At 66.2% G+C, this 24,006-nt stretch carries 23 protein-coding genes; 15 read left to right on the top strand and 8 right to left on the bottom strand.

Annotation, left to right across the window (positions count from 1 at the left end; genetic code table 11):
• Positions 1 to 10: 10 nt before the first annotated feature.
• On the bottom strand, positions 11 to 328 hold the full coding sequence (locus J9314_RS16245; protein WP_181272685.1) for an XRE family transcriptional regulator: 318 nt from the start codon (positions 326 to 328) through the stop codon (positions 11 to 13).
• Positions 329 to 593: 265 nt separating this feature from the next.
• Between J9314_RS16245 and J9314_RS16240 the strand changes: the two genes are divergently transcribed.
• Entirely contained in the window at positions 594 to 1,568 is a 975-nt protein-coding gene (locus J9314_RS16240; protein ID WP_210603341.1) for a hypothetical protein, read from the top strand.
• A gap of 67 nt (positions 1,569 to 1,635) precedes the next feature.
• Here the strand turns inward: J9314_RS16240 and J9314_RS16235 are convergent, their stop codons facing one another.
• Both J9314_RS16235 and J9314_RS16230 read right to left on the bottom strand, forming a co-directional pair.
• Positions 1,636 to 3,633, bottom strand: a complete 1,998-nt coding sequence (locus tag J9314_RS16235) for a bifunctional sugar phosphate isomerase/epimerase/4-hydroxyphenylpyruvate dioxygenase family protein (protein ID WP_210603340.1) — start codon at positions 3,631 to 3,633, stop codon at positions 1,636 to 1,638.
• Positions 3,630 to 4,952, bottom strand: a complete 1,323-nt coding sequence (locus J9314_RS16230) for an MFS transporter (RefSeq protein WP_210603339.1) — start codon at positions 4,950 to 4,952, stop codon at positions 3,630 to 3,632. Before J9314_RS16230 ends, J9314_RS16235 begins: the two co-directional genes overlap by 4 nt.
• Positions 4,953 to 5,154: 202 nt before the next feature.
• On the opposite strand from J9314_RS16230, the gene J9314_RS16225 reads away from it, so the two are divergent.
• The 3 genes from J9314_RS16225 to J9314_RS16215 are packed head-to-tail and all read left to right on the top strand — an operon-like array spanning position 5,155 to position 7,242.
• Positions 5,155 to 5,904 (top strand): IclR family transcriptional regulator, encoded by a 750-nt coding sequence (locus tag J9314_RS16225; RefSeq protein WP_210603338.1) that lies wholly within the window; start codon positions 5,155 to 5,157, stop codon positions 5,902 to 5,904.
• A 2-nt stretch (positions 5,905 to 5,906) separates the two neighbouring features.
• Positions 5,907 to 6,350 carry a type II 3-dehydroquinate dehydratase gene (aroQ, locus tag J9314_RS16220; protein ID WP_210603337.1) on the top strand — a complete coding sequence of 148 codons (444 nt, stop codon included), beginning with the start codon at positions 5,907 to 5,909 and terminating at the stop codon, positions 6,348 to 6,350.
• Between the two features lie 31 nt (positions 6,351 to 6,381).
• Positions 6,382 to 7,242, top strand: coding sequence for a shikimate dehydrogenase (locus J9314_RS16215; protein WP_210603336.1), 861 nt, complete (start codon positions 6,382 to 6,384; stop codon positions 7,240 to 7,242).
• Between the two features lie 21 nt (positions 7,243 to 7,263).
• On the opposite strand, the gene J9314_RS16210 is transcribed toward J9314_RS16215, so the two are convergent.
• From J9314_RS16210 to J9314_RS16200, 3 genes are read right to left on the bottom strand one after another with little or no spacing between them, the layout of a single operon-like run.
• Entirely contained in the window at positions 7,264 to 8,052 is a 789-nt protein-coding gene (locus J9314_RS16210) for a DedA family protein (RefSeq protein ID WP_210603335.1), read from the bottom strand.
• Positions 8,049 to 9,101, bottom strand: coding sequence for an L-glyceraldehyde 3-phosphate reductase (mgrA, locus tag J9314_RS16205; RefSeq protein ID WP_210603334.1), 1,053 nt, complete (start codon positions 9,099 to 9,101; stop codon positions 8,049 to 8,051). The genes J9314_RS16210 and mgrA overlap by 4 nt, the downstream gene beginning before the upstream one ends.
• 56 nt (positions 9,102 to 9,157) lie before the next feature.
• Positions 9,158 to 9,820 carry a 4a-hydroxytetrahydrobiopterin dehydratase gene (locus J9314_RS16200; protein ID WP_210603333.1) on the bottom strand — a complete coding sequence of 221 codons (663 nt, stop codon included), beginning with the start codon at positions 9,818 to 9,820 and terminating at the stop codon, positions 9,158 to 9,160.
• 141 nt (positions 9,821 to 9,961) lie between these two features.
• On the opposite strand from J9314_RS16200, the gene J9314_RS16195 reads away from it, so the two are divergent.
• From J9314_RS16195 to J9314_RS16170, 6 genes are all read left to right on the top strand, one after another.
• The gene (locus tag J9314_RS16195) at positions 9,962 to 11,383 is read left to right on the top strand and encodes a GntP family permease (RefSeq protein ID WP_246490449.1); all 1,422 of its coding nucleotides are present in this window, start codon (positions 9,962 to 9,964) and stop codon (positions 11,381 to 11,383) included.
• Positions 11,384 to 11,636: 253 nt separating this feature from the next.
• Positions 11,637 to 12,431, top strand: coding sequence for a GntR family transcriptional regulator (locus tag J9314_RS16190; protein WP_210603331.1), 795 nt, complete (start codon positions 11,637 to 11,639; stop codon positions 12,429 to 12,431).
• Complete coding sequence (locus tag J9314_RS16185; protein WP_210603330.1) at positions 12,428 to 13,633, top strand: anhydro-N-acetylmuramic acid kinase; 1,206 nt, start codon at positions 12,428 to 12,430, stop codon at positions 13,631 to 13,633. Before J9314_RS16190 ends, J9314_RS16185 begins: the two co-directional genes overlap by 4 nt.
• A gap of 77 nt (positions 13,634 to 13,710) precedes the next feature.
• Positions 13,711 to 15,222 carry a sodium:solute symporter gene (locus tag J9314_RS16180; protein ID WP_210603329.1) on the top strand — a complete coding sequence of 504 codons (1,512 nt, stop codon included), beginning with the start codon at positions 13,711 to 13,713 and terminating at the stop codon, positions 15,220 to 15,222.
• Positions 15,219 to 16,223, top strand: coding sequence for an N-acetylmuramic acid 6-phosphate etherase (murQ, locus tag J9314_RS16175; RefSeq protein ID WP_210603328.1), 1,005 nt, complete (start codon positions 15,219 to 15,221; stop codon positions 16,221 to 16,223). Before J9314_RS16180 ends, murQ begins: the two co-directional genes overlap by 4 nt.
• Positions 16,220 to 17,296: a BadF/BadG/BcrA/BcrD ATPase family protein gene (locus J9314_RS16170; RefSeq protein WP_210603327.1), complete on the top strand. Its 1,077-nt coding sequence runs from the start codon at positions 16,220 to 16,222 to the stop codon at positions 17,294 to 17,296. Before murQ ends, J9314_RS16170 begins: the two co-directional genes overlap by 4 nt.
• An 80-nt stretch (positions 17,297 to 17,376) precedes the next feature.
• Here J9314_RS16170 and J9314_RS16165 read toward each other — a convergent pair whose 3' ends face one another.
• Positions 17,377 to 17,871 (bottom strand): GNAT family N-acetyltransferase, encoded by a 495-nt coding sequence (locus J9314_RS16165; protein WP_210603326.1) that lies wholly within the window; start codon positions 17,869 to 17,871, stop codon positions 17,377 to 17,379.
• A gap of 127 nt (positions 17,872 to 17,998) precedes the next feature.
• Between J9314_RS16165 and J9314_RS16160 the strand changes: the two genes are divergently transcribed.
• The 4 genes from J9314_RS16160 to J9314_RS16145 all read left to right on the top strand — a co-directional run bounded on the left by J9314_RS16160 (position 17,999) and on the right by J9314_RS16145 (position 22,088).
• Positions 17,999 to 19,702, top strand: coding sequence for a glycosyltransferase family protein (locus J9314_RS16160; RefSeq protein WP_210603325.1), 1,704 nt, complete (start codon positions 17,999 to 18,001; stop codon positions 19,700 to 19,702).
• A gap of 130 nt (positions 19,703 to 19,832) precedes the next feature.
• Positions 19,833 to 21,203 carry an FAD-dependent oxidoreductase gene (locus J9314_RS16155; RefSeq protein WP_210603324.1) on the top strand — a complete coding sequence of 457 codons (1,371 nt, stop codon included), beginning with the start codon at positions 19,833 to 19,835 and terminating at the stop codon, positions 21,201 to 21,203.
• 53 nt (positions 21,204 to 21,256) lie between these two features.
• Entirely contained in the window at positions 21,257 to 21,787 is a 531-nt protein-coding gene (locus J9314_RS16150; RefSeq protein ID WP_210603323.1) for a GNAT family N-acetyltransferase, read from the top strand.
• Positions 21,788 to 21,836: 49 nt separating this feature from the next.
• Positions 21,837 to 22,088: a PspC domain-containing protein gene (locus tag J9314_RS16145; RefSeq protein ID WP_210603322.1), complete on the top strand. Its 252-nt coding sequence runs from the start codon at positions 21,837 to 21,839 to the stop codon at positions 22,086 to 22,088.
• Between the two features lie 107 nt (positions 22,089 to 22,195).
• Here the strand turns inward: J9314_RS16145 and J9314_RS16140 are convergent, their stop codons facing one another.
• Entirely contained in the window at positions 22,196 to 23,023 is an 828-nt protein-coding gene (locus J9314_RS16140; RefSeq protein WP_210603321.1) for a helix-turn-helix domain-containing protein, read from the bottom strand.
• A 187-nt stretch (positions 23,024 to 23,210) separates the two neighbouring features.
• On the opposite strand from J9314_RS16140, the gene J9314_RS16135 reads away from it, so the two are divergent.
• Positions 23,211 to 23,990 (top strand): SDR family NAD(P)-dependent oxidoreductase, encoded by a 780-nt coding sequence (locus J9314_RS16135; protein ID WP_210603320.1) that lies wholly within the window; start codon positions 23,211 to 23,213, stop codon positions 23,988 to 23,990.
• Positions 23,991 to 24,006 lie beyond the last annotated feature (16 nt).

The following is a 24,006-nucleotide window of genomic DNA, read 5'->3' as shown; positions in this document are numbered from 1 at the left end:
CGATCGACGCTCAGACGTCGTCGGCGCCGGGTGTGCCGCCTTCGTCCTCCCAGCGTTCGATGGCGCGGACCTTCGCGCGGCCGAACTTCAATCGCACGCCGTAGCCGCCGTCCTTCCCGTCGGGGATGAATCGCGCACCGTAGTACTCAAGGGCGAGAATGAGGCGACGCTCCTGCTCTGCAGTGAGGTCCTCGCGCCCCTTCTCGTAGTCCTTCAGCTGGGACTTCTCGATCTCGGCCTGGGCCGCCACATGCTTCGCCGAGATCTGGCAGAGGATCCGGGTTGCGCGGGCCAGGGGGCCGTCGATGATGATCTCGTCTGTGCTCATGCCTCAACCATGCCAGAGGCGTTCATGCGTGCCAAGACTGGGGCCGCCTGCAGTTCCCACTTCGGTGACTGCAGTGAGGCGGGATCGCTGCGCGCTGCAATTCGAGAATTCGTATTGTCGCAGATGAGACTATAAATTATTGATGTTCTATTCTGTGGCGAGCAGGCCATGTCAGTGCTTTCGTCTAATGTTCGTCTCATGCTTCCGCCATCGGAGTCGGAAGCGACGCGTCGCAGGGTGCGGCGCATGACGGAAGGTCAGAACAATGGAGATCAGGACCAGAAGCATCCGCAGCTTGGCGTATCGCTGCGAAGAATTTCTCGACGAGAACGGCAAGCCGCGCTCGATCAGTTACCCGAACAGCCTCGCGCTGTGCATCCTCGACGCGCTCTTCATGACGGGCTCCCACCCGACCGCGATCGACAATGTGATCGAGCGGTACACCGCCAGGCATGGCGGCACCGACGGGGCGAAGTCGCTGCGCTATTCGATAGCCGCGGCCGGAGGATCTGAGAAGTGGGCGCGGGAGGTGATCTGCAACCTCAAGCCCGCCCACACCCAACCCGGAGCGATGCTCAGGGCCGAGGTCGTCGACCGTGCCACACGGCTGATGGCCGATCACGGCATCGACACCGTCGACGACCTCCTCGCTGCGGTCGGTGACGAACCGTCGACCGGGCGGCATGCCAACGAGGTGGCCCGTGCCTGGAGGGAGCTGCCGAGTCAGAAATCGGGGATCTCCTGGCGAGCACTGCTCATGGTCGCCGGGTCCGATCACTTCGAGATCGACCACCGGGTGAGAGGATTCTTCGGCTGGCCGTTCGGCAGCTACCCTCGGATGACGGACAACGAGGTGCTCGAGCTGATCTCAGCGACGGCTGACTACCTCGATGTCGACGACAGGGTGGTCAAGCAGATCGTCTGGCAGATCTCGCATCGTCGGCTCCGGCCGGACCCGAAGCGCAAGGAACTCGTTCTGCCGCACTTCTTGGACGACGAACTCGACGAGGAGCCGGATTGGTGGCCTGGGACGTATGACCCCGAAGTTCGCCATGAAGCTGATGAGTGGGCGTCGATCTTCGAACCCGAATACAGAGCTGCCCCCTTCGAATCCGATGAGGCGTTCGAATTCCAGCGAGCGGTCGAACCCAGGAGAGACCTCGCGCCAGCAGACGAGGACGAACCTGACTGGGCATCGCCGTATCCGCTGCCGGGAACGACCGGCGCAGCCCCCTTCTGACTAGGGCTCTGACTAGGCCGAACGGCTGAGCGCCGACCGGGTTCGGTGTCGTTCCGACCCGGCCGGGTCAGCGCCCCGAGTTGCGCCGGTGCTGTGCGGCCAACCGCACCGGCGCGTTCGGGGCGCCATACCCCTGGTAGTCATTGCGACGCTCGACCATCTCGAAGAACACCGACCCGATCGTCGAAGTGTAGAAATGGAGGAATTCGCCGCGGTCGTCCCGGTCATAGAGGATGTTGTTCTCCCGCAGCCGCTGGAGAAGTTCGGGCATGAGGTCGAAGCGCGCCTCGAGGTCTTCGTAGTAGTTCTCGGGAACGGGCAGGAAATCCAGACCTCTTGAAACTGCGGTTGCGGCCGCCGTGAAGATGTCATCGCAGGCCAGAGCGACGTGCTCGGGGTAGTCGCCGGTCGCCGAGGATTCGGCTGACCGCGGTGCGAGGTTGAGCGGCATCCGGATCGCACCGTCGGAGCTCGCCATCACCTGCGAACGGACGAGACCCGACGGGCTGGGCACATCGTTCGACGCCTGAGCATGGAGGGCCAGCAGGGAGGTGTAGAAGAGCACCGCCTCGTCGTAGTGGTGGGCAGGCTGGGCGAGGTTGACGTGGTCGATGGCCGAACGGCGGTCGTCGGGGACGTTGCCGAACTCCTCGGTCCACGTCGGGTCGACGCCCGTCCCGTCGCCGAAGAAGACCTCGGAACCGTCGGGAGCGAAGACACCGCGCAGGATCTCCTCGTCATGAGCCTGATCGCGGGGTACCTCGGTCGCCTGGAGCAGGATCGCCCGATCCATGGCGGCATCGGCATCTGCCACAGCGAAGCCGATCCCGCGCAGGTGGGTCCCCGAGCCGACAGGTGCCGTCGCGACGTCGGCAGAAGTGTGGGGTGCCGACGAGGTCGAGATTGCCGACGAGGAGGGCGCAGTCGAAACTGCCGGATCGACACTCATCGCATCGATACTGGTCGACTCGGTGACGACGATGCGCGCCTGTCCGCGACGCCACAGCTGCACGTGCGGCTTCGTGCGGTGGAACCCGACGAAGCGGAAGCCGAGCTGATGGATCTGCCGGGTCAGCGCACCGAGGTCGTCGGTGTCGAGTTCTACGTAGTCGACGCCGCGAGGTTCGGCGACCTCGGGCAGTCGCTGCAGATCGAGATGCACCTGGCCCGTGTCGTCCTGCTCGGACGGGCCGTCAGTGACCGCGGCAGTTCCGGTCGACCCTGCACCGGTTGCCGCGGCCCGATCCGCCACCCGATCCGCGGTCGCCGCCTCGAGCCAACGCAGGGACCGCAGGCCGTCGACCGCGGTGCGCTGAGTATCGGCCTGTCGGAAGGAGTCGTTGAACACCTCGAGTGAGACCGGCCCGGCGTACCCGGTCAGCGCCACTCGGGTGAGGAAGTCGGTGAGGTCCCACGCGCCTTCGCCGGGGAAGACCCGGTGATGGCGGGACCAGCTGAGTACGTCCATTGACAGAGCCGGGGCGTCGGCGAGCTGGAGGAAGAAGATCTTCTCGCCCGGAATCTCTGCGATGCGGGACAGATCCGTGCCGCGGGAGAGGATGTGGAAGCTGTCGAGGCAAGTGCCGATGCGCGGATGATCGGCAGCCTTGACCAGGTCCCAGGCGCGGTCGTACTCGGAGACGAACCGGCCCCAGGCAAGCGCCTCATAGGCGACGTCGATCCCGTAGCGCTCGGCCAGGTCACCGAGGCGTCGCAGCTGCTCGACGACGATGCCGTCATCGCCGATGGTGGCGGTGCCGACGTTCGAACACAGGAGCATCGTGTCCATGCCCAGGCGCTTCATCAGTCGGAACTTCGCCTCGACGCGGGCGAGGTTGGCGCCGAACTGCTCCTCGTCAACGCCTTCGAAGTCACGGAAGGGCTGGAATAGGTCGAGGGTGAGTCCGAGCTCGGCGGCCTGGGCGGCGATCGCCTCGGGGGAGTCAGGGGAGACGATGAGATTCTGTTCGAAGATCTCCACCCCGTCGAACCCCGCCTGAGCGGCGGCGCGCAGCTTCTCGTCGAGTGTGCCGGACAGGCACACCGTGGCAATCGATGTTCTCATCGTGACCTTTCCTCATGGACGGTGTCGATCTCTTCCAAGCTCAGTCCCTTCGTCTCCTTCGCCGTCATCGCAACCAGTCCGACGACGATGCAGGCACCCGCGGTGAAGGCGGCGACCGATACCCAATTCTCTCCTCCTGCGCCGGCGACGGCAGAGGCGAGCACGGGAGCCAGGCCGCCGGAGACGGCGAATCCGACCTGGGTTCCCAGGGCCAATCCTGTCACTCGTGCCGTGGTGGGGAACATCTCGGCGTAGAAGGACGGCCAGATCGAGTTCGCCAGCGAGTACGCACAGCCGGACATGACGGCACCGAAGACGAAGATCAGCGTCCAGTTCCCGGCAGAGACCGCACCCAGATACGGGAACATCATCAGTCCCGACCCGACGGCGCCGGTGATGAACACCGGTTTGCGCCCGAACCTGTCAGAGAGCAGAGCCGCGGCCGGGATCGCCAGCAGTGCAACACCATTGGCGGTGACCGAGACGAGCAGCATCGTCGAGCGCTCGAGTCCGACGATCGAGGTGGCGAACGACAGCGACCATACGGTGAAGACCATGTTCACGGTGTTGACCATGGCACACACGGCGACACGCACGACCGCTGCCTTGTGCCAGCGGAAGACCTGCATGAGCGGCGGGTTGTCGACGCGGGACTCCTTGAAGGCCGGCGGCTCCTCGAGGCCGCGGCGGATCACCCAGGCGGTGAACACGACGACCGCGGAGAGCCAGAACGGCACGCGCCAGCCCCAGCTGAACAGTGCCTCGTCGGGCAGGAATGCGGTGAAGGGAATGAAGACCGCGGTGGCCAGCAGGGTTCCGGCCTGAGTGCCGTGCAGCGTCCAGCTCGTCGTCCACGACCGCTTCTTCTCCTCCGAGTGCTCGAGCGAGACGGAGATCGCGCTCGCCTGCTCGCCTGAGGCCGACAGCCCCTGGATGACCCTGCAGAGCACGAGCAGAATCGGAGCGAGCATGCCGACCTGCTCATAGGTCGGCAGGCAGCCGACGAGGAAGGTCGAGATGCCCATCATGAACAGCGTGAGCATGAGCACGAACTTGCGGCCGAAGCGGTCGCCGAGCGGGCCCATGATGAGCGCGCCCAGGGGGCGGACGACGTAGGCGACTCCGACGGTGCCCATGGCCAAGAGGATGGAGATTCCCGGAGCAGTCGTCTCAGGGAAGAACAGAGTGTTGAGCACCAGCGCCGCTGCGGTCCCGTAGACCGCGAAGTCGTAGTACTCGAGGGCTGAGCCGGTCCAACTCGACAACGCCGCGCGCAGCGGTGTCTTCGTCGGGCGGGCTTCTTCGATCGCTTCGCTCATGCTTCCTCGCATCTCTTATTCTCGTGGACCGTCGGTGGGCCATCGATACGAACTGCCGATTGCCATAGTGTGGCAATCGTTGTTACATTGTGGTTTACAGTGTGATCGACATGACATAGCCTGTCAACGTGGGTCAGTGAGGAACAGCCTCGCTGACGGCAGCCGATCACCCACCAACAGCAGCAACGCAAGGAGGCGAGACATGCCGCCCAAGGGCTCGAACTCGGTGACGAAGACCTTCGAGATGCTCGATCTCCTTGGCGAACATCCCGACGGCATCAGTGCTGCGCAGGCAGCGGAGACCACCGGCTACCCGTTCTCGACGGCCTACCGACTCCTCGGCGGCCTCGTCGAATCCGGTTACGCCAGCTTCGATGCACGCACGAAGATCTACACCCTCGGCATGGAGGTCTTTCGCCTCGCGCAGAAGGTCGCCCACCGCCGCGGCCTCGCCGGTGCGACGAAGGACCTGCTCCAAGACCTCACGGCGACGACGGGGGAGTCGAGCATCCTCGCCATCCGCCGCGGAAACGCTGCGCTGACCGTGCTCACGGTCGACGGCCCGCAGTTCCGCACCACCACCGACCCCGGTGACGAATCCCCGCTGCACACCTCGGCGATCGGGCAGGCCCTGCTCGCCCACGATGAGAACGCCGACGCCACGATCGACGCCATCGACCTCGATGCGCGGACCCCGTATTCGATCACCGATCCCGCACAAATGCGCAGGAAGCTCGAACAGATCCGCGACACCGGATGGGCCGGACAGTCCGAGGAGAACGACATCGGCATGAACGCGCTCGCCGTACCCGTCTTCGACCTCGACGGTCGGCTGCTGGCCGCACTGGCGCTGGCCGCCCCCGTCTTCCGCCGCAGCCTCGACGAGCTCGTCGCGCTCGTGCCCCAACTGACCCAGACCGCCGCGGCCGTCGCCGCCCGATTCCCGAGGTGACCATGGAAGAAGTCCTCATCCTCAACGGCCCCAACCTCAACCTTCTCGGTGAGCGCGAGCCCGAGATCTACGGCCGCACCACCTTGGCCGACATCGAACTGATGTGCTCAGATGCCGCCGCCGAGGCAGGGCTGTCCGTCCGCTGCATCCAGTCCAACCATGAGGGTGGGCTCATCGACGCCGTCCACGAGGCGAGGCACTCCACCGTCGGAGCGATCATCAACGCGGGAGCGTACACGCACACGTCCTTGGCTCTCCATGATGCGCTGAAGTCCTACGAGCACCCCATCATCGAGGTGCACCTGAGCAACCCGCACGCCCGTGAAACCGTGCGACACCACTCCTACCTCTCACCCGTGGCCGCGGCCGTCATCGCCGGAGCCGGCGCGCAAGGCTACGTCCACGCGATGGAGGTCCTCATCGACCTCCTCGGCGAACAGTCCTGACCACCCCTCATCCGTTCCTGAAAGCGAGACCATGACCTCCTCCCTCCTCCTCGGACTCATCGGCGACGGAATCTCCGCCTCCCGGACCCCGCGCATGCACGAGAACGAAGGTGCCGCGCACTCCATCCCCACGATCTACCGGACCATCGACGTCACCGAACCGAAGCGCGCCGACGCGAGCCTGGAGGAGTTGCTGACCGCGGCGATCCGCCTCGGATTCGACGGGCTCAACATCACCCACCCGTTCAAACAGCAGGTCATCGGCCTCCTCGACGAGGTGGATCCGGTGGCGGCGCGCATCGGCTCGGTCAACACCGTCGTCATCGACGAGACCGGTGCGACCAAGGGCTTCAACACCGACGTCACCGGGTTCGCCGCCGGATTCCGTGCCGGATTGGACGGTGCCGCCACCGAGGCGGTCGTGCAGATCGGCGCGGGTGGAGCCGGCCGTGCCGTCGGGTTCGCCCTGGCTGAGCTCAGCGTGGGTGAGCTCATCATCGCCGACACCGACCTCGAACGTGCCGCCGGCCTGGCCGCGGGCATCGGACGGGTGGACTCGGTCGGAACCCGGGCGCGAGCGATCGGACTCGATGAGCTGGAGGAGGCGGCCGCCTCGGCGAATGGGATCGTCAACGCCACCCCGGTGGGGATGAAGGCCTATCCGGGGACCCCCGTCGACACGACGGTCTTCGGCGCCGACACCTGGATCGCCGACGTCGTGTACTTCCCGCTCGAGACACAGTTCCTCGCCGAGGCCCGGGCCAAGGGATGCCGGACGCTCGACGGTTCCGGGATGGCGGTCAATCAGGCCATCGACGCGTTCGAACTCTTCAGCGGACAGAAGGCGGACCCGCAGCGGATGCGCGAGACGTTCCTGTCCTTCGGAGCCTGACTCAGTCCCGGGTCGTCGGACTCAGTCCTCGGCGGCCTTCTCGGCTGCCTCCGCCTTCTTCTGCTTCCGGTATTCCCGGTAGAAGCTGAGGACGAAGATGCCGACGATGAGGGCGATCGTCAGCCACCAGGCGTACTTGTCGACGATCTTGAGGATGTCGACGGCGGCCTCGCCGAGCTGATAGCCCAGCACCGTCCAGATGAGGGTGAAGAGGAGGCAGCCGATGAGGTCGGCGATGAGGAACAGCGACAGACGCATCCGGGTCCAGCCGGCGACGATGTAGACGAGGGTGCCGGGGATGCCCGGGCAGCGCGAGATCACCGTCATGAGGAACAGCGCCCAGTTCGGGATCTTCTTCAGCTGGTTGATGCGCTTGAGCTGACGCTCGTTCTGCGCGAAGAGCCGGAGCACTCCATCGCCCCAGCGGCGACCGGCGAGCCAGAACGCCCAGTCGAGCTTGGCCATGCCGATGAAGCCGGCGACGATGACCAGCCACAGCGGGATCTCGCCGATGCGGGCATAGGCGGCCGCCGCGACGATCGAGGTCTTCGCCCCATTGATGAACTCCTGCACGACCGGAGCGTGGACGAGCATCCACGGCCGCAACGGCATGAGTCCGAGGTAGATGAGCGGGACTCCGATGATGATGAACAGCAGCAGTTTGTCGAGTCCGGCGGCCTTGCCCTGCCACGGTTTGATCGCCGCCCAGGGATTCTGCTTTTCCGTGCTGTCTGCACCGTCTGTGGTCTCCGCAGATTCCGCGTCTTCCGAGGTTTCTGTGCGGTCGGGATCCACTCGGTCATCGCTCATCGGGCGTCGTCCTCGGCGGTGCTGCGGCGGGCATCTCCCCAGATGTCGACGCCGGAGTCGACGGCGAACTCGTCGATCGCTGACAGCTCGTCGTCGCTGAACTCAGCCGCCTCGAGGGCGGCGACATTGTGCTCGAGCTGGTCGACCCGGCTGGCCCCGATGACCAGCGAGGACACGCGCTCGTCCCGCAGTGCCCAGGCCAGCGCCATCTGTGCCAGCGACTGTCCGCGGGTGGCGGCGATGTCGTTGAGCGACCGGATTCGGGCGAGATTGTCGTCGGAGAGGAATCCGTCCTTGAACGAGGGCGTCGCCTTGCCGGCGCGTGAGTCCTCAGGCACACCGCCGAGGTACTTATCCGTGAGGAGGCCCTGAGCGAGTGGGGAGAAGCAGATGACGCCGAGGCCTTCATCTGCAGTCGTCTCAAGCAGGCCGTCGTCCTCGATCCACCGGTTGACCATCGAATAGGAGGGCTGGTGGATGAGCAGCGGAGTGCCGAGGTCCCGGGCGATCTGGGAGGCGCGGGCGGTGTCCGCGGCAGAGTACGAGGAGATGCCCGCATAGAGGGCACGCCCCGACCGGACTGCGGAATCGAGGGCGCCGATGGTCTCCTCAAGGGGAGTCGTCGCATCGGGGCGGTGGGAGTAGAAGATGTCGACGTAGTCGAGGCCGAGTCGGCGCAGCGACGCGTCGAGACTGGCCAGCAGGTACTTACGGCTGCCGCCGGGGCCGCCGTAGGGACCGGGGTGCATGACCCAGCCGGCCTTCGTCGAGATGATGAGCTCATCGCGGTAGGGTGCGAGGTCCTCGCGCAGCAGGCGACCGAAGTTCGTCTCCGCCGAGCCCGGGGGAGGGCCGTAGTTGTTCGCCAGGTCGAAGTGGGTGATGCCCAGATCGAATGCCCTGCGGACGATGTCGCGCTGGTTCTGGAACGCGACGTCATCGCCGAAGTTGTGCCACAGCCCCAGCGACAGGGCGGGCAGGACGAGCCCGGAGCGGCCGACCGGGCGGTAGGTCATCGAATCGTAGCGGTTCTCCGCGGCCTGGTACACGCATTCTCCTGAACTGAGTGGAAGAGGTCGTGTCCCAGCTTACGGGCGCACGTCAGCTACTGGCGAGCGGCCAGGGTGCACACGCACGCGCGGTTGCCGTCGGCATCGGCGAGCACGGTGAACGAGGGCGTTTCCTCCTCGTCGACGATCGTGCCTCCGGCATCGACCGCTGCCTTGATCCGATCCGCAGCGACGGCGGCCGGCACGGACACGTCGACGTGCAGGCGCTGATGCGGCACCTCGTGCTCTTCGCAATCCTGGAACCACAGCAGCGGGACCCGCCCCGACGGGTCGACGACATCGGGACCGGAGACGTTGCTCTGATCGCCGGTGAGCAGTGCAGCCCAGAACGGAGCGATCGCATCCTGGTGAGCAGTGTCGAGCCCGAGCTCGAGAACGACGGGAGCATCGGGATCCGCGCTCACCCCCGCCGAGGCAGCCGCCTCGCTGATCTGTCCCGCGAGGTCGAGATCGCGTTCGGTCACCGCCCCGGTGTCGTGGCTGGTCAGGCGGATGTCGACGTGGGGGAAAGTGAGCGTGACATCGGGATGGTGGCCGGCCGCCTCGGCGAGGGATCCGATCTCAGCCACGAGATCGAGCCCGGTGGCGAAGTCCCCGGTGAGGAATCGGGCCTTGATGCAGTCCGGCAGGCCCTGCCAGTCGCCGAGTCCCTGGGAATCGAGTGCGTCGAGCAGCTTCTGTCCGGTATATGCAGTCATGGACCCATGCTAAGGACTCAAGTGTCCGGCGTGAACCCCTCCCGCCCTCTGCGGTGAACCCCTGTGCAGAGAACCCCTCTACCCGACTCGTGCGGCAGGGGGCGTAACGTTGCCCCAGTGTTTGGCTCAACCGCATACCTCGTGACGCTGCTCTTTGCGTCGATCGCGCTGCTCATCCTCCTCATCAACTGGAAGACGAAGCTGCATCCCTTCCTGGCGCTGCTCATCACCGCAGGGCTGACCGCGTTGGCTGCGGGTGAGGAGGTCGGCAAGATCCCCGAGACCCTCATCGCGGGAGCCGGCGACACCCTCGGCGAGACCGGTGTCGTCGTCGCCCTCGGGGCGATGCTCGGTCGCCTGCTCGCCGACAGCGGCGCGATCCAGCGGATCGCGAACCTCGTCATCGAACACTCCTCACCGCGGGCTGCGCCGTGGATCATGACGGGTGTGGCCTTCATCATCGGCATCCCGATGTTCTTCGAGGTCGGCCTCGTCGTCCTCATCCCCGTCATCTACGCGGTCGCCTCGCAGCTGGAGAAGAAGACCGGGCAGAAGAATCTGTGGTACCTGCGCATCCTCGTGCCGGCGATCGCAGCGCTCGCCTGCCTCCACGGTATGGTCCCGCCCCATCCGGGTCCGCTCATCGCTGTCTCCGGGCTGGGCGCGAACGTCGGGCTGACCATCGGACTCGGGCTCGTCTGCGCGATTCCCACTGTCATCCTCGCCGGCCCCGTCTACGCGCGGTGGATCGCCCCGCGGGTGAAGCTCGAACCCAGCGATGACCTCATCGACCAGTACACGGGTCAGGGCACCGGCGGTCGGGGCACCTCTGGTCAGGGCACGGCTGGACGGGGCACGGCTGGACAGCGCACCGAGGTGGCCGATCGTCCCCTGCGCACGATCCCCATCTGGCTCGCCTTCGTCACCGTCCTCGTGCCCGTCGTGCTCATGCTCGTGCACACGGTCGTGCAGCTCGTGGCCCCGGATTCGTCGTTCGAACCCGTCGCCGAGGTGCTCGGCAACCCGGTCATCGCGATGCTCGCCGGAGTCGTCTTCGCCGCCATCGCCCTCGGCTGGACCTCGGGCATGGGCGGGGAGCGGATCCGCAGCTCCTTCGGCGAGAGCCTCAAGTCCATCGCCGGAGTCATCCTCATCATCGGCGGCGGCGGGGCCTTCAATGAGGTGCTCAAGGACTCGGGCATCGGCGACGCGGTCGTCGGCGCGACCTCGCACCTGGAGATGAACCTCGTGCTGCTCGGATGGTTCATCGGCATTCTGCTGTCCTTCGCGACGGGCTCGGCGACGGTGGGCATCACCTCGGCGACCGGCATCGTCGCTCCACTCATCGGCGATCACTCTGCCGCCTACGTCTCCCTCGTCGTCATCGCGATCGGCTCGGGTTCGATCGGGCTGAACTGGGTCAACCACGCGGGATTCTGGTTCGTCAAGGAGAGCTTCGGCATGACACTGGGCCAGGCGACGAAGACGCACATGATGGTCCAGACTCTCGTCAGCGTCTTCGGCCTGATCTTCGCGTTCCTCCTCTCACTCTTCTTCATCTGATTTCCGTCGATCAAGCGGTAGCGCAGATTTGGAGTCGTCAACGACTCGATAAGTGCGCTCCGCCTTGATCGAGAGCAGTCGAGCGGCGTGCTTTCCGTCGATCAAGGCGAAACGCAGATTCGGAGTTGTCGACGACTCTATGGAAGAGCTCCGCCTTGATCGAGAGGAGTTGAGCGGCGAGAGAGTCCGGCGCCTAGGTGCAAAGTAGACCAGTGGTCTTGAAATTGAGTGTGTCCTGTGACTCAATGGTGTCGTGACCAAATTCCACTCGATCCGCGATCAGCTCCTCGACCGCCTCGAAGGCATGGCCGCCGGCGAGCAGTTCCCGCCCGAACGGCAGCTCGCCGAGACCCTCGGCATCTCGCGGATGACCCTGCGTCGCGCGATCGACGAACTCGTCGCCAAAGGCATGGTCCGCAGACGACACGGCACCGGAGTCTTCGCCCTCGGCCCGAAGCTCGACCAGCCGCTGGCCGCGAGCTCCTTCACCGAAGACATGGTCGCCCGTGGAATGCGCCCCGGCTCCCACATCCTCAGCTTCGACACCGTCGCCGCCGGGGCACACATCGGCAGGCGCCTCCACCTCGCCGAAGGCGACGACGTCATCGCCATCCTGCGACTGCGGCTGGCCGATGACGAACCGATCGCCCTCGAGGAACTCCACATCCCTTCCGCCCTCGTCCCCGGGCTGAACGCCGCTGACCTCGAAGATCAGTCCTTCTACGAACTGCTCCGCCACCGGTTCGGCATCAGACTCAGCCACAGCGTGCAGACGATCGAGCCGACCCTGCTCGACGCCGCCGAGGCAAAGCACCTCGACGTCCCCGAACTCTCCCCGGCCCTGCTGTTCGAACGCACCTCCCGCGGCGCCGACGACGTGCCCTTCGAATTCGTCCGCTCCGTCTATCGCGGCGACCGCTACAAGATCCGCACCGAACTCACCGTCCCCGACCGCGGTGTCGCGGACAGAGCCGACTCCGCCGCAGGCGCTCCCGCCACCGTCCCCGACCGCACCATCCCCGCCCCCTCCGGAGGACACCAACCATGATCATCGCCGGACTCATGACCGGAACCTCGGCCGACGGACTCGACCTCGTCATCGCCGAATTCCTCCCCGACCCCACCGTCGGCTCCGACCTCGTCGGCGCGGACCCGACGACCCTGACCGTGCGCATTCTCGCCGAACGTGAAACCCCCTTCGACGAGGAACTCCACGGCGACATACTCCACTTCCTCGAACCCGCCGACGTCCCCCTGTCCCTGGTCAGCGGCGTCGATGCCCGTCTCGGCCGATTCTCCGCCGAGGCGCTCGCTGAGCTCTGCCGGGACACCGCCGTCACCCCCGACCTCGTCGTCTCCCACGGACAGACCGTCCGACACGACATCATCGACGGGCAGGTCACTTCGACCTTCCAGCTCGGGCAGCCGGCCTTCATCGCCGAGGCGCTCGGAGCGCCCGTCCTCTCCGACGTCCGCTCCCGCGACGTCGCCGCCGGCGGCCAGGGAGCCCCGCTCGTCGGGCTCCTCGACTCCCTCCTCCTCGGCGACGTCGAGACCCCGACCGCGGTGCTCAACCTCGGCGGGATCGCGAACATCACCGTCGTCGCCCCAGGTCAGGAACCCATCGCCTTCGACACGGGACCGGCCAACGCGCTCATCGATATCCTCGCCCGCCGCATCACCGACGGCCGGGGAGCGTGCGACCGCGACGGGGCGCTCGCAGCAGCCGGCGCCGTCGACGACGACCTGCTCACCGCGCTCCTCGCCGAGCCCTACTATCGTCAGGAACCCCCGAAATCGACGGGCAAGGAACTCTTCCACGCCGCCTACCTCGACTCGTTCCTCGACGTCCACCCCCACCTCGGCGAGCATGATCAGATCGCCACGGTCACGGCGCTGACCGCGCGGACCATCGCCGAGGCGGCCCGCCGTTTCGACGTCACCACGGTCATCGCGTCGGGAGGTGGCACCCGCAACCCCGAACTCATGCGTCGCCTCGGCGAAGAACTCGGCGAGAACGTAGAGCTGACCAGCACCGACGCCGCTCTGGGACTGCCAGAGGGAAGCAAGGAAGCGCTGCTCATGGCGCTCATCGGATGGCTGAGCTGGCACGGTCTCGACGGCACCGAACCGAGCCTGACCGGGGCGAGCGGCCCGCGCATCGCCGGACGGTTCACCCCCGGTGACGGTCCGCTGCACCTGCCCGAGCCCCTCCGCCGACGGCCCACCCGGCTGCGACTGACCGACTGACCCGAACCCGACTGACCGACTGAACCGAACCCGAACCGACCCCCCCACACTCGATCCCCTCTATCAAGGAGAGACCAATGCAGATCATCGACCTCCTGGTGATCATCGCCTATCTCGTCGCAACGGCGTGGCTGGGACTGGCGCTGAGCGGTAAGCAGAAGAACCTCAAGGGCTACTTCCTCGGCGGTCGCGACCTGCCGTGGTGGGCGGTGTGCCTGTCCGTCGTCGCCACCGAGACGAGCGCCCTGACCGTCATCGGCATCCCCGTGATGAGCTACCTCGGCGACCTCAACTACCTCCAGCTGGGCTTGGGCTACATCCTCGGCCGCGTCATCGTCGCCTACTTCATGCTCCCGCGCTACTACGACGGTGAGATGGTCACCGCATACGCCTACCTGGGCAAACGCTTCGGCACCTCGACGCAGACCACAGCCGGGGTGACGTTCCTCTTCACCCGCCTGCTCGCCGACGGCATCCGCGTCCTCGCCTGCGCCATCCCGGTCAAGGTCATCCTCGACGGACTCGGCATCCACACGAACTACTTCGTCATCATCGTCGTCCTCTCCCTGGTCACGATCGCGTACACGTTCATCGGCGGCATCAAGGCCGTGGTCTGGGTCGACGTCGCCCAGATGCTCCTCTACGTCGTCGGCGGCATCCTCGCGATCATCATCATCTCCGCCTCGGTCGGCGGCGGTTGGCTCGCCGAGGCGGTCGAAGCCGGGAAGACGAACATCTTCGTCTTCGAAGGCAACCCGATCTCCGCGGACGCCTCGTTCATCCCCTCCTTCCTCGGCGGCGCCGTCTTCGCGATGGCCTCGCACGGTTCGGACCAGCTCATCGTGCAGCGGTTGCTGTCGTGCCGGTCGAAGCTCGAGGCGCAGAAGGCGCTCATCTGGTCCGGCATCGTCGTGGTCGTCCAGTTCGCGATCTTCCTCGCCGTGGGTCTCGCACTCTGGGCCTACTACGATCACGCCCTGCCCGCAGACCTGGGACTGACCCGCGATGACGAGATCTTCCCGAAGTTCATCATCGAGGGTCTGCCCACCGGCATCTCCGGACTGCTGCTGGCCGGCATCCTCGCCGCCGCGATGTCGACCCTGTCTTCGTCGCTGTCGGCCCTGTCGTCCTCGACGGTCAATGACGTCTACGGCAAACTCAAGCGCACCCCGATGACCGACGAGCAGGGCTTCAAGGTCGGACGCTGGGCGACGATCGGCTGGGGCATCGCCTTCATCCTCCCGGCCACGATCTTCGAATCCGACTCGGGTAGCATCGTCATCCTCGCCCTCGGCATCGCCAGCATCACGTACGGCGGGCTGCTCGGCGCCTTCGTCTTCGGCATCGTCAACAAGCGTGCGAACGCCGTGGATGCGAACATCGGCTTCGCGCTCGCCGTGGCCGTCAACGCCTTCTTCTTCGTCATGGAGAAGTACGTCACCGGTGAGGTGTGGGTGGCCTGGCAGTGGTACCCGGCCCTCGGCGTCATCGTCACCTTCGTCGTCGGCGGGCTGCTTGCCCTGCGCCATCCCGCGCCCGCATCGACCGATGCCACCGCCGCCGAGGTGGAAGGCAGCACCCGCCGATGACCTCCTCCCGATCCCCGAAGACCCAGTCCGGATCCCCGCAGTCCCACTCCGAATCCCCACGCCCGCTCTCACCGACCGAGCAGCGCAATCCGGCCAGCGCCGGTCTCGACGAGCTCGACGCCCTCGGCGTCCTCCGGGTCCTCAACACCGAGGACCACGCGGTCATCGAGGCGGTCTCCGCCGCCCTGCCGCAGCTCGCCCACCTCGTCGACATCGCAGCCGAGCGGATGCGCCGAGGCGGCCGTGTCCACTACTTCGGTGCGGGCACCTCGGGCCGGCTCGGCGTCCTCGACGCCAGTGAGCTGCTGCCGACTTTCAACCTCGAACCCGGCCGGGTCGTCGGGCACATCGCCGGCGGGCAGGCCGCGCTGGTCAACGCCGTGGAGAACGCCGAGGACTCCGGGGCTGACGGACGAGCGGCCGGAGCCGAACTCGGCCCGGACGATGTGGCCATCGGCATCGCCGCGAGCGGGTCGACCCCGTATGTCGGCGGGGCGCTCGAGGCCGCGCACGCGAACGGTGCCCACGCCGTGCTCATCTCGAACAACCCGCACGCCCCCGTCGCCGAGAGCGCCGATGATCACATCCTGCTGAACACCGGCCCCGAGGTCATCACCGGATCGACCAGGCTCAAGGCCGGCACCGCGCAGAAGCTCGCCCTCAACGGGTTCTCGACCGCGCTGATGGTCGCCTTGGGGCGGACGTGGGACAACCTCATGGTCTCCGTGGTCGCCACGAACGAGAAGCTGCGTGAGCGCACCGTGCGCATCCTCATGGAGGCCGCGGACCTCGCCGCCGCCGACGCCAGGGCACTTCTCGAACGCTGCGACGGTGATCTCAAGACTGCGATCGTCGTCTCCTTCGCCGAGGTGGCCCCCGCCCTGGCAGCGTCGAGCCTGGAGTACCATGATGGTTCGGTCCGGGCTGCGATCGCCGAGCTGGTGGAATCGGGCGGAAGCCGCGGACCGGACGGCTCGGGCCCGGGTACCGTGGGCGTATGAGCTTCGTCCTCGGCATCGACATCGGCGGAACCGGAAGCAGGGCCGCCCTCGGCGAGGTGACCTCGGGCCCACGCATCATCGACCAGATCACTGGTCCCCGCATCGAGATCGGGCCGAGCGGCAGCACCGTCCTCCGCGTTGTACGGGAACTCGTGCGATCGGCCGCAGATACGTGGGCCGACCGTTTCTCCGAGGTCGCCGGCATCGGCGTCGGCGCCACGGGCATCGCGTCGCTCGCCGAGGACCCTTCGGATGCGCTCGCAGACATCTCTGCCGAGTTCGGTATGCCGGCGGTCGCCGCCATCGATGCCGTGACCGCGTACCTCGGCGCCCTCGGCGGGACCGGTGGAGCGATCAGCGTGCTCGGCACCGGAGCCATCGCCATCGCCCACCCTGGTCCGGACAAGACGGGAATGTGGTCGTCCGAGTGGTCGCGTGCCGACGGGTGGGGGCATCTCTTCGGCGACCGCGGGGGAGGGGCGTGGCTGGGGCGCCACGGCCTCGAACTCTCCCTGCGCACCCACGACGGACTCGATGAGCACGGGCGTGCACTGCTCGAGGCGGCCACCCGCCGTTTCGGGCCTCCCGCCTCCTGGCCGGGACAGTTCTACACCCGGGGTGACCGGGCCGGACTGCTCGCCGAGTTCGCCGCCGACATCGCCGACTGTGCCCGAGCCGGCGACGCAGCCTCGGCCGAGCTGCTCAGACAGGCCGGTCACGAGGCGGCCCGCAGCGCCGTCGCCGCGGCGCGGACCGCCGGTGCCGATGATGCGTCGACAGTTCGCTCCACAGGTAATGGCACTCGCCCGGGACCGGCCGCCGGCATCGCCGGCATCGCCGACATCGCCGACGTCGCCGACGTCGCCGATACGACGGTGCGTATCGCACTCACCGGGGGAGTGACGGCCGCCGGGAGCCACCTCGTCGAAGGATTCCGCACCGAAACCGCCCGCCTGCACCCACACGCCACCATCGTCGAGCCCGCCGGCGGACCACTCGATGGAGCACTCACGCTCGGCCACCTCGGCGCGGGTGGGAGGATCCGTCCACAGGATCGGGTCGTCTGGATCTGACAGGGCGTCAGGTCACGCGAAACTCGATAAAGTCGTCGCCGGCGACGTCCTTTTCGAGCTTCGCGTGACCTGAGGCGAATTCAAGCCCTGACCATCCGCACTTCGCGGACCCCGTCGTAATCGTCGGTCTTGATGGTGCCGTCGGCGACGAAGCCGTTCTTGATGTAGAACGCCTGGGCGCGGGGATTCGGGTCGGCCACCCACAGTGCCGTCGTCAGGGAGGGATCGAGGACCGCGTCGAGGAGCTCCTGACCGGCACCCGATCCGTGGATCGATCGGTAGGTGTAGAGCACGTAGAGGTGCCGGTCCTCAGCCCCGCCGTCCGCCTCCGGGGGACCGGCCATGGCGATGCCGACGATGCGGCCGTCGGACTCGGCGACGGCACAGGCGTATTTGTGCGGGTCCGCCTCGGTGATCACATTCGTCCACATCTGACTGCGCCGTTCGATGAGTTCGGGGTCGTCGAGGAGGTCATCGGGCATGAGCCCGCGGTACGTTTCGCGCCACGTGTCGACGTGGACACGCGCCATGGCGCGGGCGTCGTCGGGGACGGGAGGGCGGATGATATGGGCCATAACAGGAGGCTACCGGACAACACATGCTGTCGGGCGACTCCTCTGACTGGTAGTCGGCACGAAATATTCATCTGACCTGCACCTGCGCACAAACCAGCGGCCAGCCTCGGCGCGCAGGATCGACAGAGTGAGAACCAATCGCCAGTCTGCGTCTGAACCAGTTCCCTCTGAGGGACCACGTCCTCGACAGACTTCCGACGATCTCGAACTGCCGCTGGGACCGCGCACTCCCGCGTACCGGTTCTTCGAGGCGCTGCCGGCGATCATCAGCTTCACCGCCGTCGGCCTCGTCTTCGTTCTTCCGTTCATCGATGCGATGGTCGGTGCAGTCTATGTTCTCTCGATCGTCGGGCTGATGTTCGCCCGAGCCATGCTCGGGGCGATCGACGTGACCCGCGGGTTCCTCCGCTATCGGCGTGCCGCCCGGGTGGACTGGGCCGCCCGCCTGACCGATCTCGAGCGGGCCATGGATGGGCGCCCTTCCTTGGCGCATCCGCGAGGAGGTTTCCGTGCTGCCGAGCATAAGGTGCTTGTCGAGCAGATCACCGGCGATCCGGGATCGATCATGCGGCCCTCGTCCCTGCTCCACGCCGTCGTCGTGGCTGCCTACAACGAGCCTTATCCGGTCATCGCCGACACGATCCGTACGCTGCTGCACACCTCGACGTCACCGGATCGGCTGCTCGTCTTCTTCGCGTATGAAGAACGCGGCGGACCGGCTATGGCCGAGACCGCTCGCCGTCTGGACGCCGAATACGGGTATCGTTTCGGGGCATTCGTCCTCGTCAAGCATCCGGCGTCGCTGCCCGATGAGGTCGCCGGCAAGGGCGCGAACATCACCTACGCCGGGCACCGTCTGGCCGAATGGGTCCGCGAACGAGCCATCGACCCTCATCGGGTGATCGTCACCAGCCTCGACTGCGACAACATCCCGCACGAGTCCTACTTCGACTGTGTCGCCTACGAATATGCGATCGCACTGGACCGAGAGCGTCTGTCCTTCCAGCCGATCAGCCTCTACATCACGAACATCTGGGACGTGCCGGCACCGTCACGGGTGGTGGCCAGCGCGAACTGCTTCTGGAACCTCACCACCACGGTTCGCCGCCTCGCTCTGCGCAACTTCGCATCACATGCCCAGCCGCTCACCGCGCTGGTGGAGATGGGGTTCTGGTCGAAGCGGACCATCGTCGAGGACGGTCACCAGTACTGGCGCAGCTGGTTCCATTTCAACGGCGACTACCGGGTTGTGCCCATTCACGTTCCGATCTTCCAGGACGCGGTGCAGGCGGGAACGTTCACGGCCACGATGGTTGCCCAGTTCAGACAGCTCAGCCGCTGGTCCTATGGAGCCTCGGACGTACCCTACGTCGGGGTGCGCGTGTTCGCCGCTGACGCCCGCTCCCCGTTCTGCCCGGGAGTCCTCAGGTTCCTCTCACTGCTCGAAGGCCATGTCAGCCTCGCCTCGATCTCGATCATCATCGCCATCGGCGGCTGGATCCCCTTCGTCGTGGCCGCCCAGACGGGACAGGCCACCTCGGTGGTGGAGCGGATGCCGATGACCGTGGGCATCGTGCAGCAGTTCGGCATGATCGGACTCGTCGTTTCCGTCCTCGTGTTCAATGCGCTCCTGCCGCCGCGGCCGGTCCACGTTCCGCGTGAACGCCGCGCGACGATGTGGCTGCAGTGGCTGCTCTATCCGCTCACTCTGCTTGTGTTCAACTCCTCGACGGCGCTGTATTCGCAGTGGTGTCTGCTCACCGGCCGTTACCGCGAACGCTTCGACGTCACGGAGAAGACGGCCGGAGGGATGCCACGGACCGGAGTATGAATGCCGGCGCTTCCGGCCGCATCTGACTCCCCATGTCCGACGTCCCACTCCCCTCGCCCCATACCGACTGTCCACCGCGAGGGTTAGGCTGGTGGGTGAGTCCTTCGAGTCGCGAACCGAGGAGGGTGCCATGGCCGACACCGAGCACGTTGACTGCATCATCGCCGGAGGCGGTCCGGCCGGAGTCGTCGCCGGGCTGCTGCTTGCACGCGGGGGCGTGAAAGTGGTCGTGTTGGAGAAGCATGCGGATTTCTTCCGCGACTTCCGCGGCGACACAGTTCACCCGTCGACGCTGCGGCTGCTCGACGAACTCGGCCTCTACCACCGGTTTGCCCGCATCGCGCATCGCCAGGTGTCCAACATCAGCCTCATGGACCGGTCCGGGAAGGACTTCGTCCTCGGCGACCTCTCGAGGTTGAAGGCTCCCCATCCCTTCATGACCATCGCGCCGCAGTGGGACTTCCTCAATCTGCTCGCGGAAGCGGGGAGGAACGAACCGGGCTTCGACCTGCGGATGGGTGCCGAGATTACCTCCCTGATCTGGGAGGACGAGAGAGTCGGCGAACGGGGCAGCCCACCCGGCAGCCCAACCGGCAGCCCACCCGCCGACAGGCACGGCAGCCTGCCCAACGACGGGCCCGGCGCTCGGGTCGTCGGCGTGAGAATGCAGGGGCCGGACGAGACCGACGGTCCGGAGTCCGTGCACGAGCTGCGCGCCCCGCTCGTCATCGCCGCCGACGGGCGGTGGTCGATCGCCAGGGAGGAGGCGGGCCTGCCCGTTCGCGAACTTCACTCGGGGATCGACGTGTGGTGGTTCCGCATCGACACCGAGGCGGTGCTTCCCGATTCCGTCGCCCCGCGATCCGAGCGTGGGAACGTCTTCGTCGCGATTCCGCGGGACGGGCATGTGCAGATGGCCCGGCTCATTCCCAAGGGCGCTGACGAACGCCTCCGCGCCGAGGGCATCGAAGCGCTGCGCGATGCTGTGGCTGCCACTTTCCCGGCCCTCGCTGACGATGTCGGGGCGATCGACTTCGACGACGTCAAACTCCTCGACGTGCGCCGCAACGAAGCGCCGAGGTGGTTCATCCCCGGTCTGCTCTGCATCGGCGATGCGGTGCACGCGATGAGCCCGCTCGGCGGAGTCGGGGTCAATCTCGCCGTCCAGGACGGCGTTGCGACGGCCCGACTGCTCGCTGAATCACTGCGCGCCGGCACGGTGAGTACGAGGCAGCTGCGCCGAGTACAGCGTCGCCGACTGCTGACGACGAAGGCCGTCGAGCTCCTGCAGGCCGGCATCCACCGCATGGTCGAACCCGTCGTCCATCACGGCGGCGACATCCACCCGCCCGCCGCGTTGGAATGGCTGCTCAAGAAGTTTCCCGCGCTCACCGTCATCCCCGCCCGGATTCTCGGAATGGGCATCACCCCTGAACATGCCCCCGACTTCGCCCGCCGCCCGGAACGCTCCCAGCCCGACCTGATCGATCAGCGACAATGAATGTGCCCCACCCGCGACGACAACGAGCCGATGGCACCAATGAGAAGGAACCCATGACTGCCGAGCTGCTGCTGCGCGCACCGAACCGCGACGACGAGGCGACCCTGCGGCAGTTCCATGAGCAGCTGCGGGCCGAAGACTTCAGTTTCCTCCTGGCCGAGGGATCGTGGGACGACATCCTCTCAACGATCGCCCGCGAGGCCCGCGGAATCGACCTCCCACCTGACCGAGTACGGGCCGAATTCCTCATCGCCGAGGTGGCCGGACAACCCGTCGGACGCACGTCCATCCGCTACGAACTCAACGATTTCCTGTTCGAGTTCGGCGGGCACGTCGGCTATGCGGTCGCTCCGGAATTCCGACGCCGAGGTTACGCCCGGCAGATCCTCGCCCGCTCGGTCGAGCGCCTCCGAACTGCGGGCGTGACGGACGTGCTCGTCACCTGCGACGAGACGAATACCGCGTCGGCGCGCGTGATCGAGCAGGGCGGCGGCGTGCTCGACGACGTCCGCGAGGTCGGCGACGGACCGGCCAAACGCCGGTACTGGATCGGCGAGGATTACGGAAATCCTCAGGGCGGTTGATGGCCTTCACCCCTGTCACGGCACTCCGGGGTCGCGTACCGTCGAAGACATGAACTCACTATTCGACTCCATCCGCAAACTCGGTTTCCGTCGCGGCCCCGAGAGGATCCTCGGAGGCATCGCCGGCGGTCTCGCCGAGGTCACCGGCATCAACGTGTGGCTGATGCGCCTGCTCGTCCTCATCTCATTCGCTCTGCCCGTTCTCGGTGTCGGGGCCTACGCCGTCGCCTGGGCCCTCACACCATGGCAGGACGGGTCGATCCCGCTCCAGCGTCTCTTCGGCGGTCAGATCGAACGCTGATCGGGTTCCACGCCGAAAGCAGGAGCAATGACCGACAACAGGTGATTCGTCGACGAATCGCCGGAGCCGGCCGAACTGGAACTGCAGAGCGACAATCCTGTGCGTACTCAGATCGAACAGGCAGCCGACATGAGGAACTGCAGCTTCTCCGCATCGGTGGAACCCGGTTCGGGGTGGTAGATCGCGAGGACGAGCCCGCGATCGGTGTCGCCGACGATGAGCTTCTCACGGAGCAGCGTCATCTCACCCACCTTCGGGTGGTTGACGGTGAAGCGCCAATTCTGCCGTGGCTGTACGTCGTGGCGTGCCCAGAGTGTGCGGAATCGTTCGCTGGCAAGTGACAGTTCTCCGACGAGGTCGATGAAACGGGTGTTCAACGTATCGGTTCCGACCGAGCGGCGGAATCCCGCGACGAGTCTGGCGGTGGTGTCCTCCCAATCGGTATACAGTTCCTGCTCTCCGGGGTCGAGGAATACCGAGAGCAGCCGATTCTTCCCAACGGTCAGTTCCGGTGAGATCGCGGTCGCGAGTGGATTGGCGGCGAGCACGTCGAAGTAGCGGCCCTCGACGAATGCAGGAAGATTGATGGTGCTGAGCAACATTGCGATATTCTCCGGCACGACCTCTCGGGTGGGACGCCGTCGTGTTCTGTTCCCTTTCGGCTCGGCGAGGGACAGCAGATAGGCAGTGCCGATGGCGTCGAGACCGAAGACTTCAGACAGCGCCTGCAGAACCTGAGCTGAGGGCCGTCGGTCACGCCCCTGCTCCAAGCGAAGGTAGTAGTCGGCGCTGATGTCCGCCAGAAGAGCGACTTCTGCGCGGCGCAGGCCGGTCACGCGACGATTCCGCTGAGTGGGCAACCCGACGTGCTCCGGTTTCGTTCTTTCCCGCTGAGCACGCAGATAGTCACCCAGCATGTTCTCGCAATCGGCCATGATCACAGCCTAATGGTGCCACCTCGTCTGACAGTGGTCCTGTTGGGACCACTGTCACAAGGGTCTACCTTGGCGCATTGAGCAAGGGCGACGATGGAAAGCGCGACATGAGCTGTCGCTGCTGAGCCGATCTCACCCGAGGTCGACGTCGTCCGCACCGACCGGTGCGCAGATAAGGAGATGCACTATGCGTGAATTGGCCGTTGTCACCGGAGCCTCATCGGGCATCGGGAGAGAGTATGCCCGACGTCTCGCGCGGCGGGGAACATCTCTGATCGTCGTGGGGCGTCGGGAGGAACGCCTCACCGAGCTTGCCGGCGAGTTCCCCGACGTCCGGGTGACGCCGGTCGTCGCTGACCTCTCGGGGAGCACCGGCATCCGGACCGTCATTGATGTGATCGGAGATCAAGCCGTAACGATGCTTGTCAACAATGCCGGGGTCGCGCACTACGGTCCGTTCGCCGATCTGACTCCGGCACACGCCACTGAGCTGATCGGAGTGAAGGTTCACGCACCGACACTGCTGACACGCGCAGTGGTCCCGGGCATGATCGCCCGTGGTCAGGGACAAGTCGTCAACATCGCCGGGATGATCGCGTTCAGCGGACCTGCGACGCTCGAGCAGGTCGGACTGCGTCGGTCGGTCTATGCATCATCGTTGGCCTATGCTCTCGCTTTCTCGCAGACGCTCCGAGCGGAGATCTCTCCCTACGGTATCGGCGTCCAGGCTCTGCTCCCGGGCGTCGTTGCGACCGAATTCCACGAACGACAGGGAATGGACCTCTCAACGGCCCAGCGGATGACTGCCGCCGACGTCGTCACCGCCAGCCTGCGTGCCATCGAACTCGATGAAGGTGTCACTGCCCCCGGCGTCGAGCAGGACCACCTTCTGCAGGAAGTGTTCAACGCCGATCTCGCCGCGTTCGGGGCACAGTCAGCAGAGCTGGCAACCCGTTACCGCGAATGACGATTCGCGATCATAC

Origin of the sequence: Brevibacterium oceani, assembly GCF_017948325.1 — a bacterium.
GTDB lineage: Bacteria > Actinomycetota > Actinomycetes > Actinomycetales > Brevibacteriaceae > Brevibacterium > Brevibacterium oceani.
Note: the sequence above shows the minus strand (reverse complement) of the source record. Positions and strands in the feature narration are given on the sequence as shown.

What these genes read in the sequence shown, in the direction of transcription:
- J9314_RS16245 (WP_181272685.1), bottom strand. Translation starts at nt 328, where the DNA reads ATGAGCACAGACGAGATCATCATCGACGGCCCCCTGGCCCGCGCAACC.
- J9314_RS16240 (WP_210603341.1), top strand. Translation starts at nt 594, where the DNA reads ATGGAGATCAGGACCAGAAGCATCCGCAGCTTGGCGTATCGCTGCGAA.
- J9314_RS16235 (WP_210603340.1), bottom strand. Translation starts at nt 3,633, where the DNA reads ATGAGAACATCGATTGCCACGGTGTGCCTGTCCGGCACACTCGACGAG.
- J9314_RS16230 (WP_210603339.1), bottom strand. Translation starts at nt 4,952, where the DNA reads ATGAGCGAAGCGATCGAAGAAGCCCGCCCGACGAAGACACCGCTGCGC.
- J9314_RS16225 (WP_210603338.1), top strand. Translation starts at nt 5,155, where the DNA reads ATGCCGCCCAAGGGCTCGAACTCGGTGACGAAGACCTTCGAGATGCTC.
- aroQ (WP_210603337.1), top strand. Translation starts at nt 5,907, where the DNA reads ATGGAAGAAGTCCTCATCCTCAACGGCCCCAACCTCAACCTTCTCGGT.
- J9314_RS16215 (WP_210603336.1), top strand. Translation starts at nt 6,382, where the DNA reads ATGACCTCCTCCCTCCTCCTCGGACTCATCGGCGACGGAATCTCCGCC.
- J9314_RS16210 (WP_210603335.1), bottom strand. Translation starts at nt 8,052, where the DNA reads ATGAGCGATGACCGAGTGGATCCCGACCGCACAGAAACCTCGGAAGAC.
- J9314_RS16200 (WP_210603333.1), bottom strand. Translation starts at nt 9,820, where the DNA reads ATGACTGCATATACCGGACAGAAGCTGCTCGACGCACTCGATTCCCAG.
- J9314_RS16185 (WP_210603330.1), top strand. Translation starts at nt 12,428, where the DNA reads ATGATCATCGCCGGACTCATGACCGGAACCTCGGCCGACGGACTCGAC.
- J9314_RS16180 (WP_210603329.1), top strand. Translation starts at nt 13,711, where the DNA reads ATGCAGATCATCGACCTCCTGGTGATCATCGCCTATCTCGTCGCAACG.
- murQ (WP_210603328.1), top strand. Translation starts at nt 15,219, where the DNA reads ATGACCTCCTCCCGATCCCCGAAGACCCAGTCCGGATCCCCGCAGTCC.
- J9314_RS16170 (WP_210603327.1), top strand. Translation starts at nt 16,220, where the DNA reads ATGAGCTTCGTCCTCGGCATCGACATCGGCGGAACCGGAAGCAGGGCC.
- J9314_RS16165 (WP_210603326.1), bottom strand. Translation starts at nt 17,871, where the DNA reads ATGGCCCATATCATCCGCCCTCCCGTCCCCGACGACGCCCGCGCCATG.
- J9314_RS16155 (WP_210603324.1), top strand. Translation starts at nt 19,833, where the DNA reads ATGGCCGACACCGAGCACGTTGACTGCATCATCGCCGGAGGCGGTCCG.
- J9314_RS16150 (WP_210603323.1), top strand. Translation starts at nt 21,257, where the DNA reads ATGACTGCCGAGCTGCTGCTGCGCGCACCGAACCGCGACGACGAGGCG.
- J9314_RS16145 (WP_210603322.1), top strand. Translation starts at nt 21,837, where the DNA reads ATGAACTCACTATTCGACTCCATCCGCAAACTCGGTTTCCGTCGCGGC.
- J9314_RS16140 (WP_210603321.1), bottom strand. Translation starts at nt 23,023, where the DNA reads ATGGCCGATTGCGAGAACATGCTGGGTGACTATCTGCGTGCTCAGCGG.
- J9314_RS16135 (WP_210603320.1), top strand. Translation starts at nt 23,211, where the DNA reads ATGCGTGAATTGGCCGTTGTCACCGGAGCCTCATCGGGCATCGGGAGA.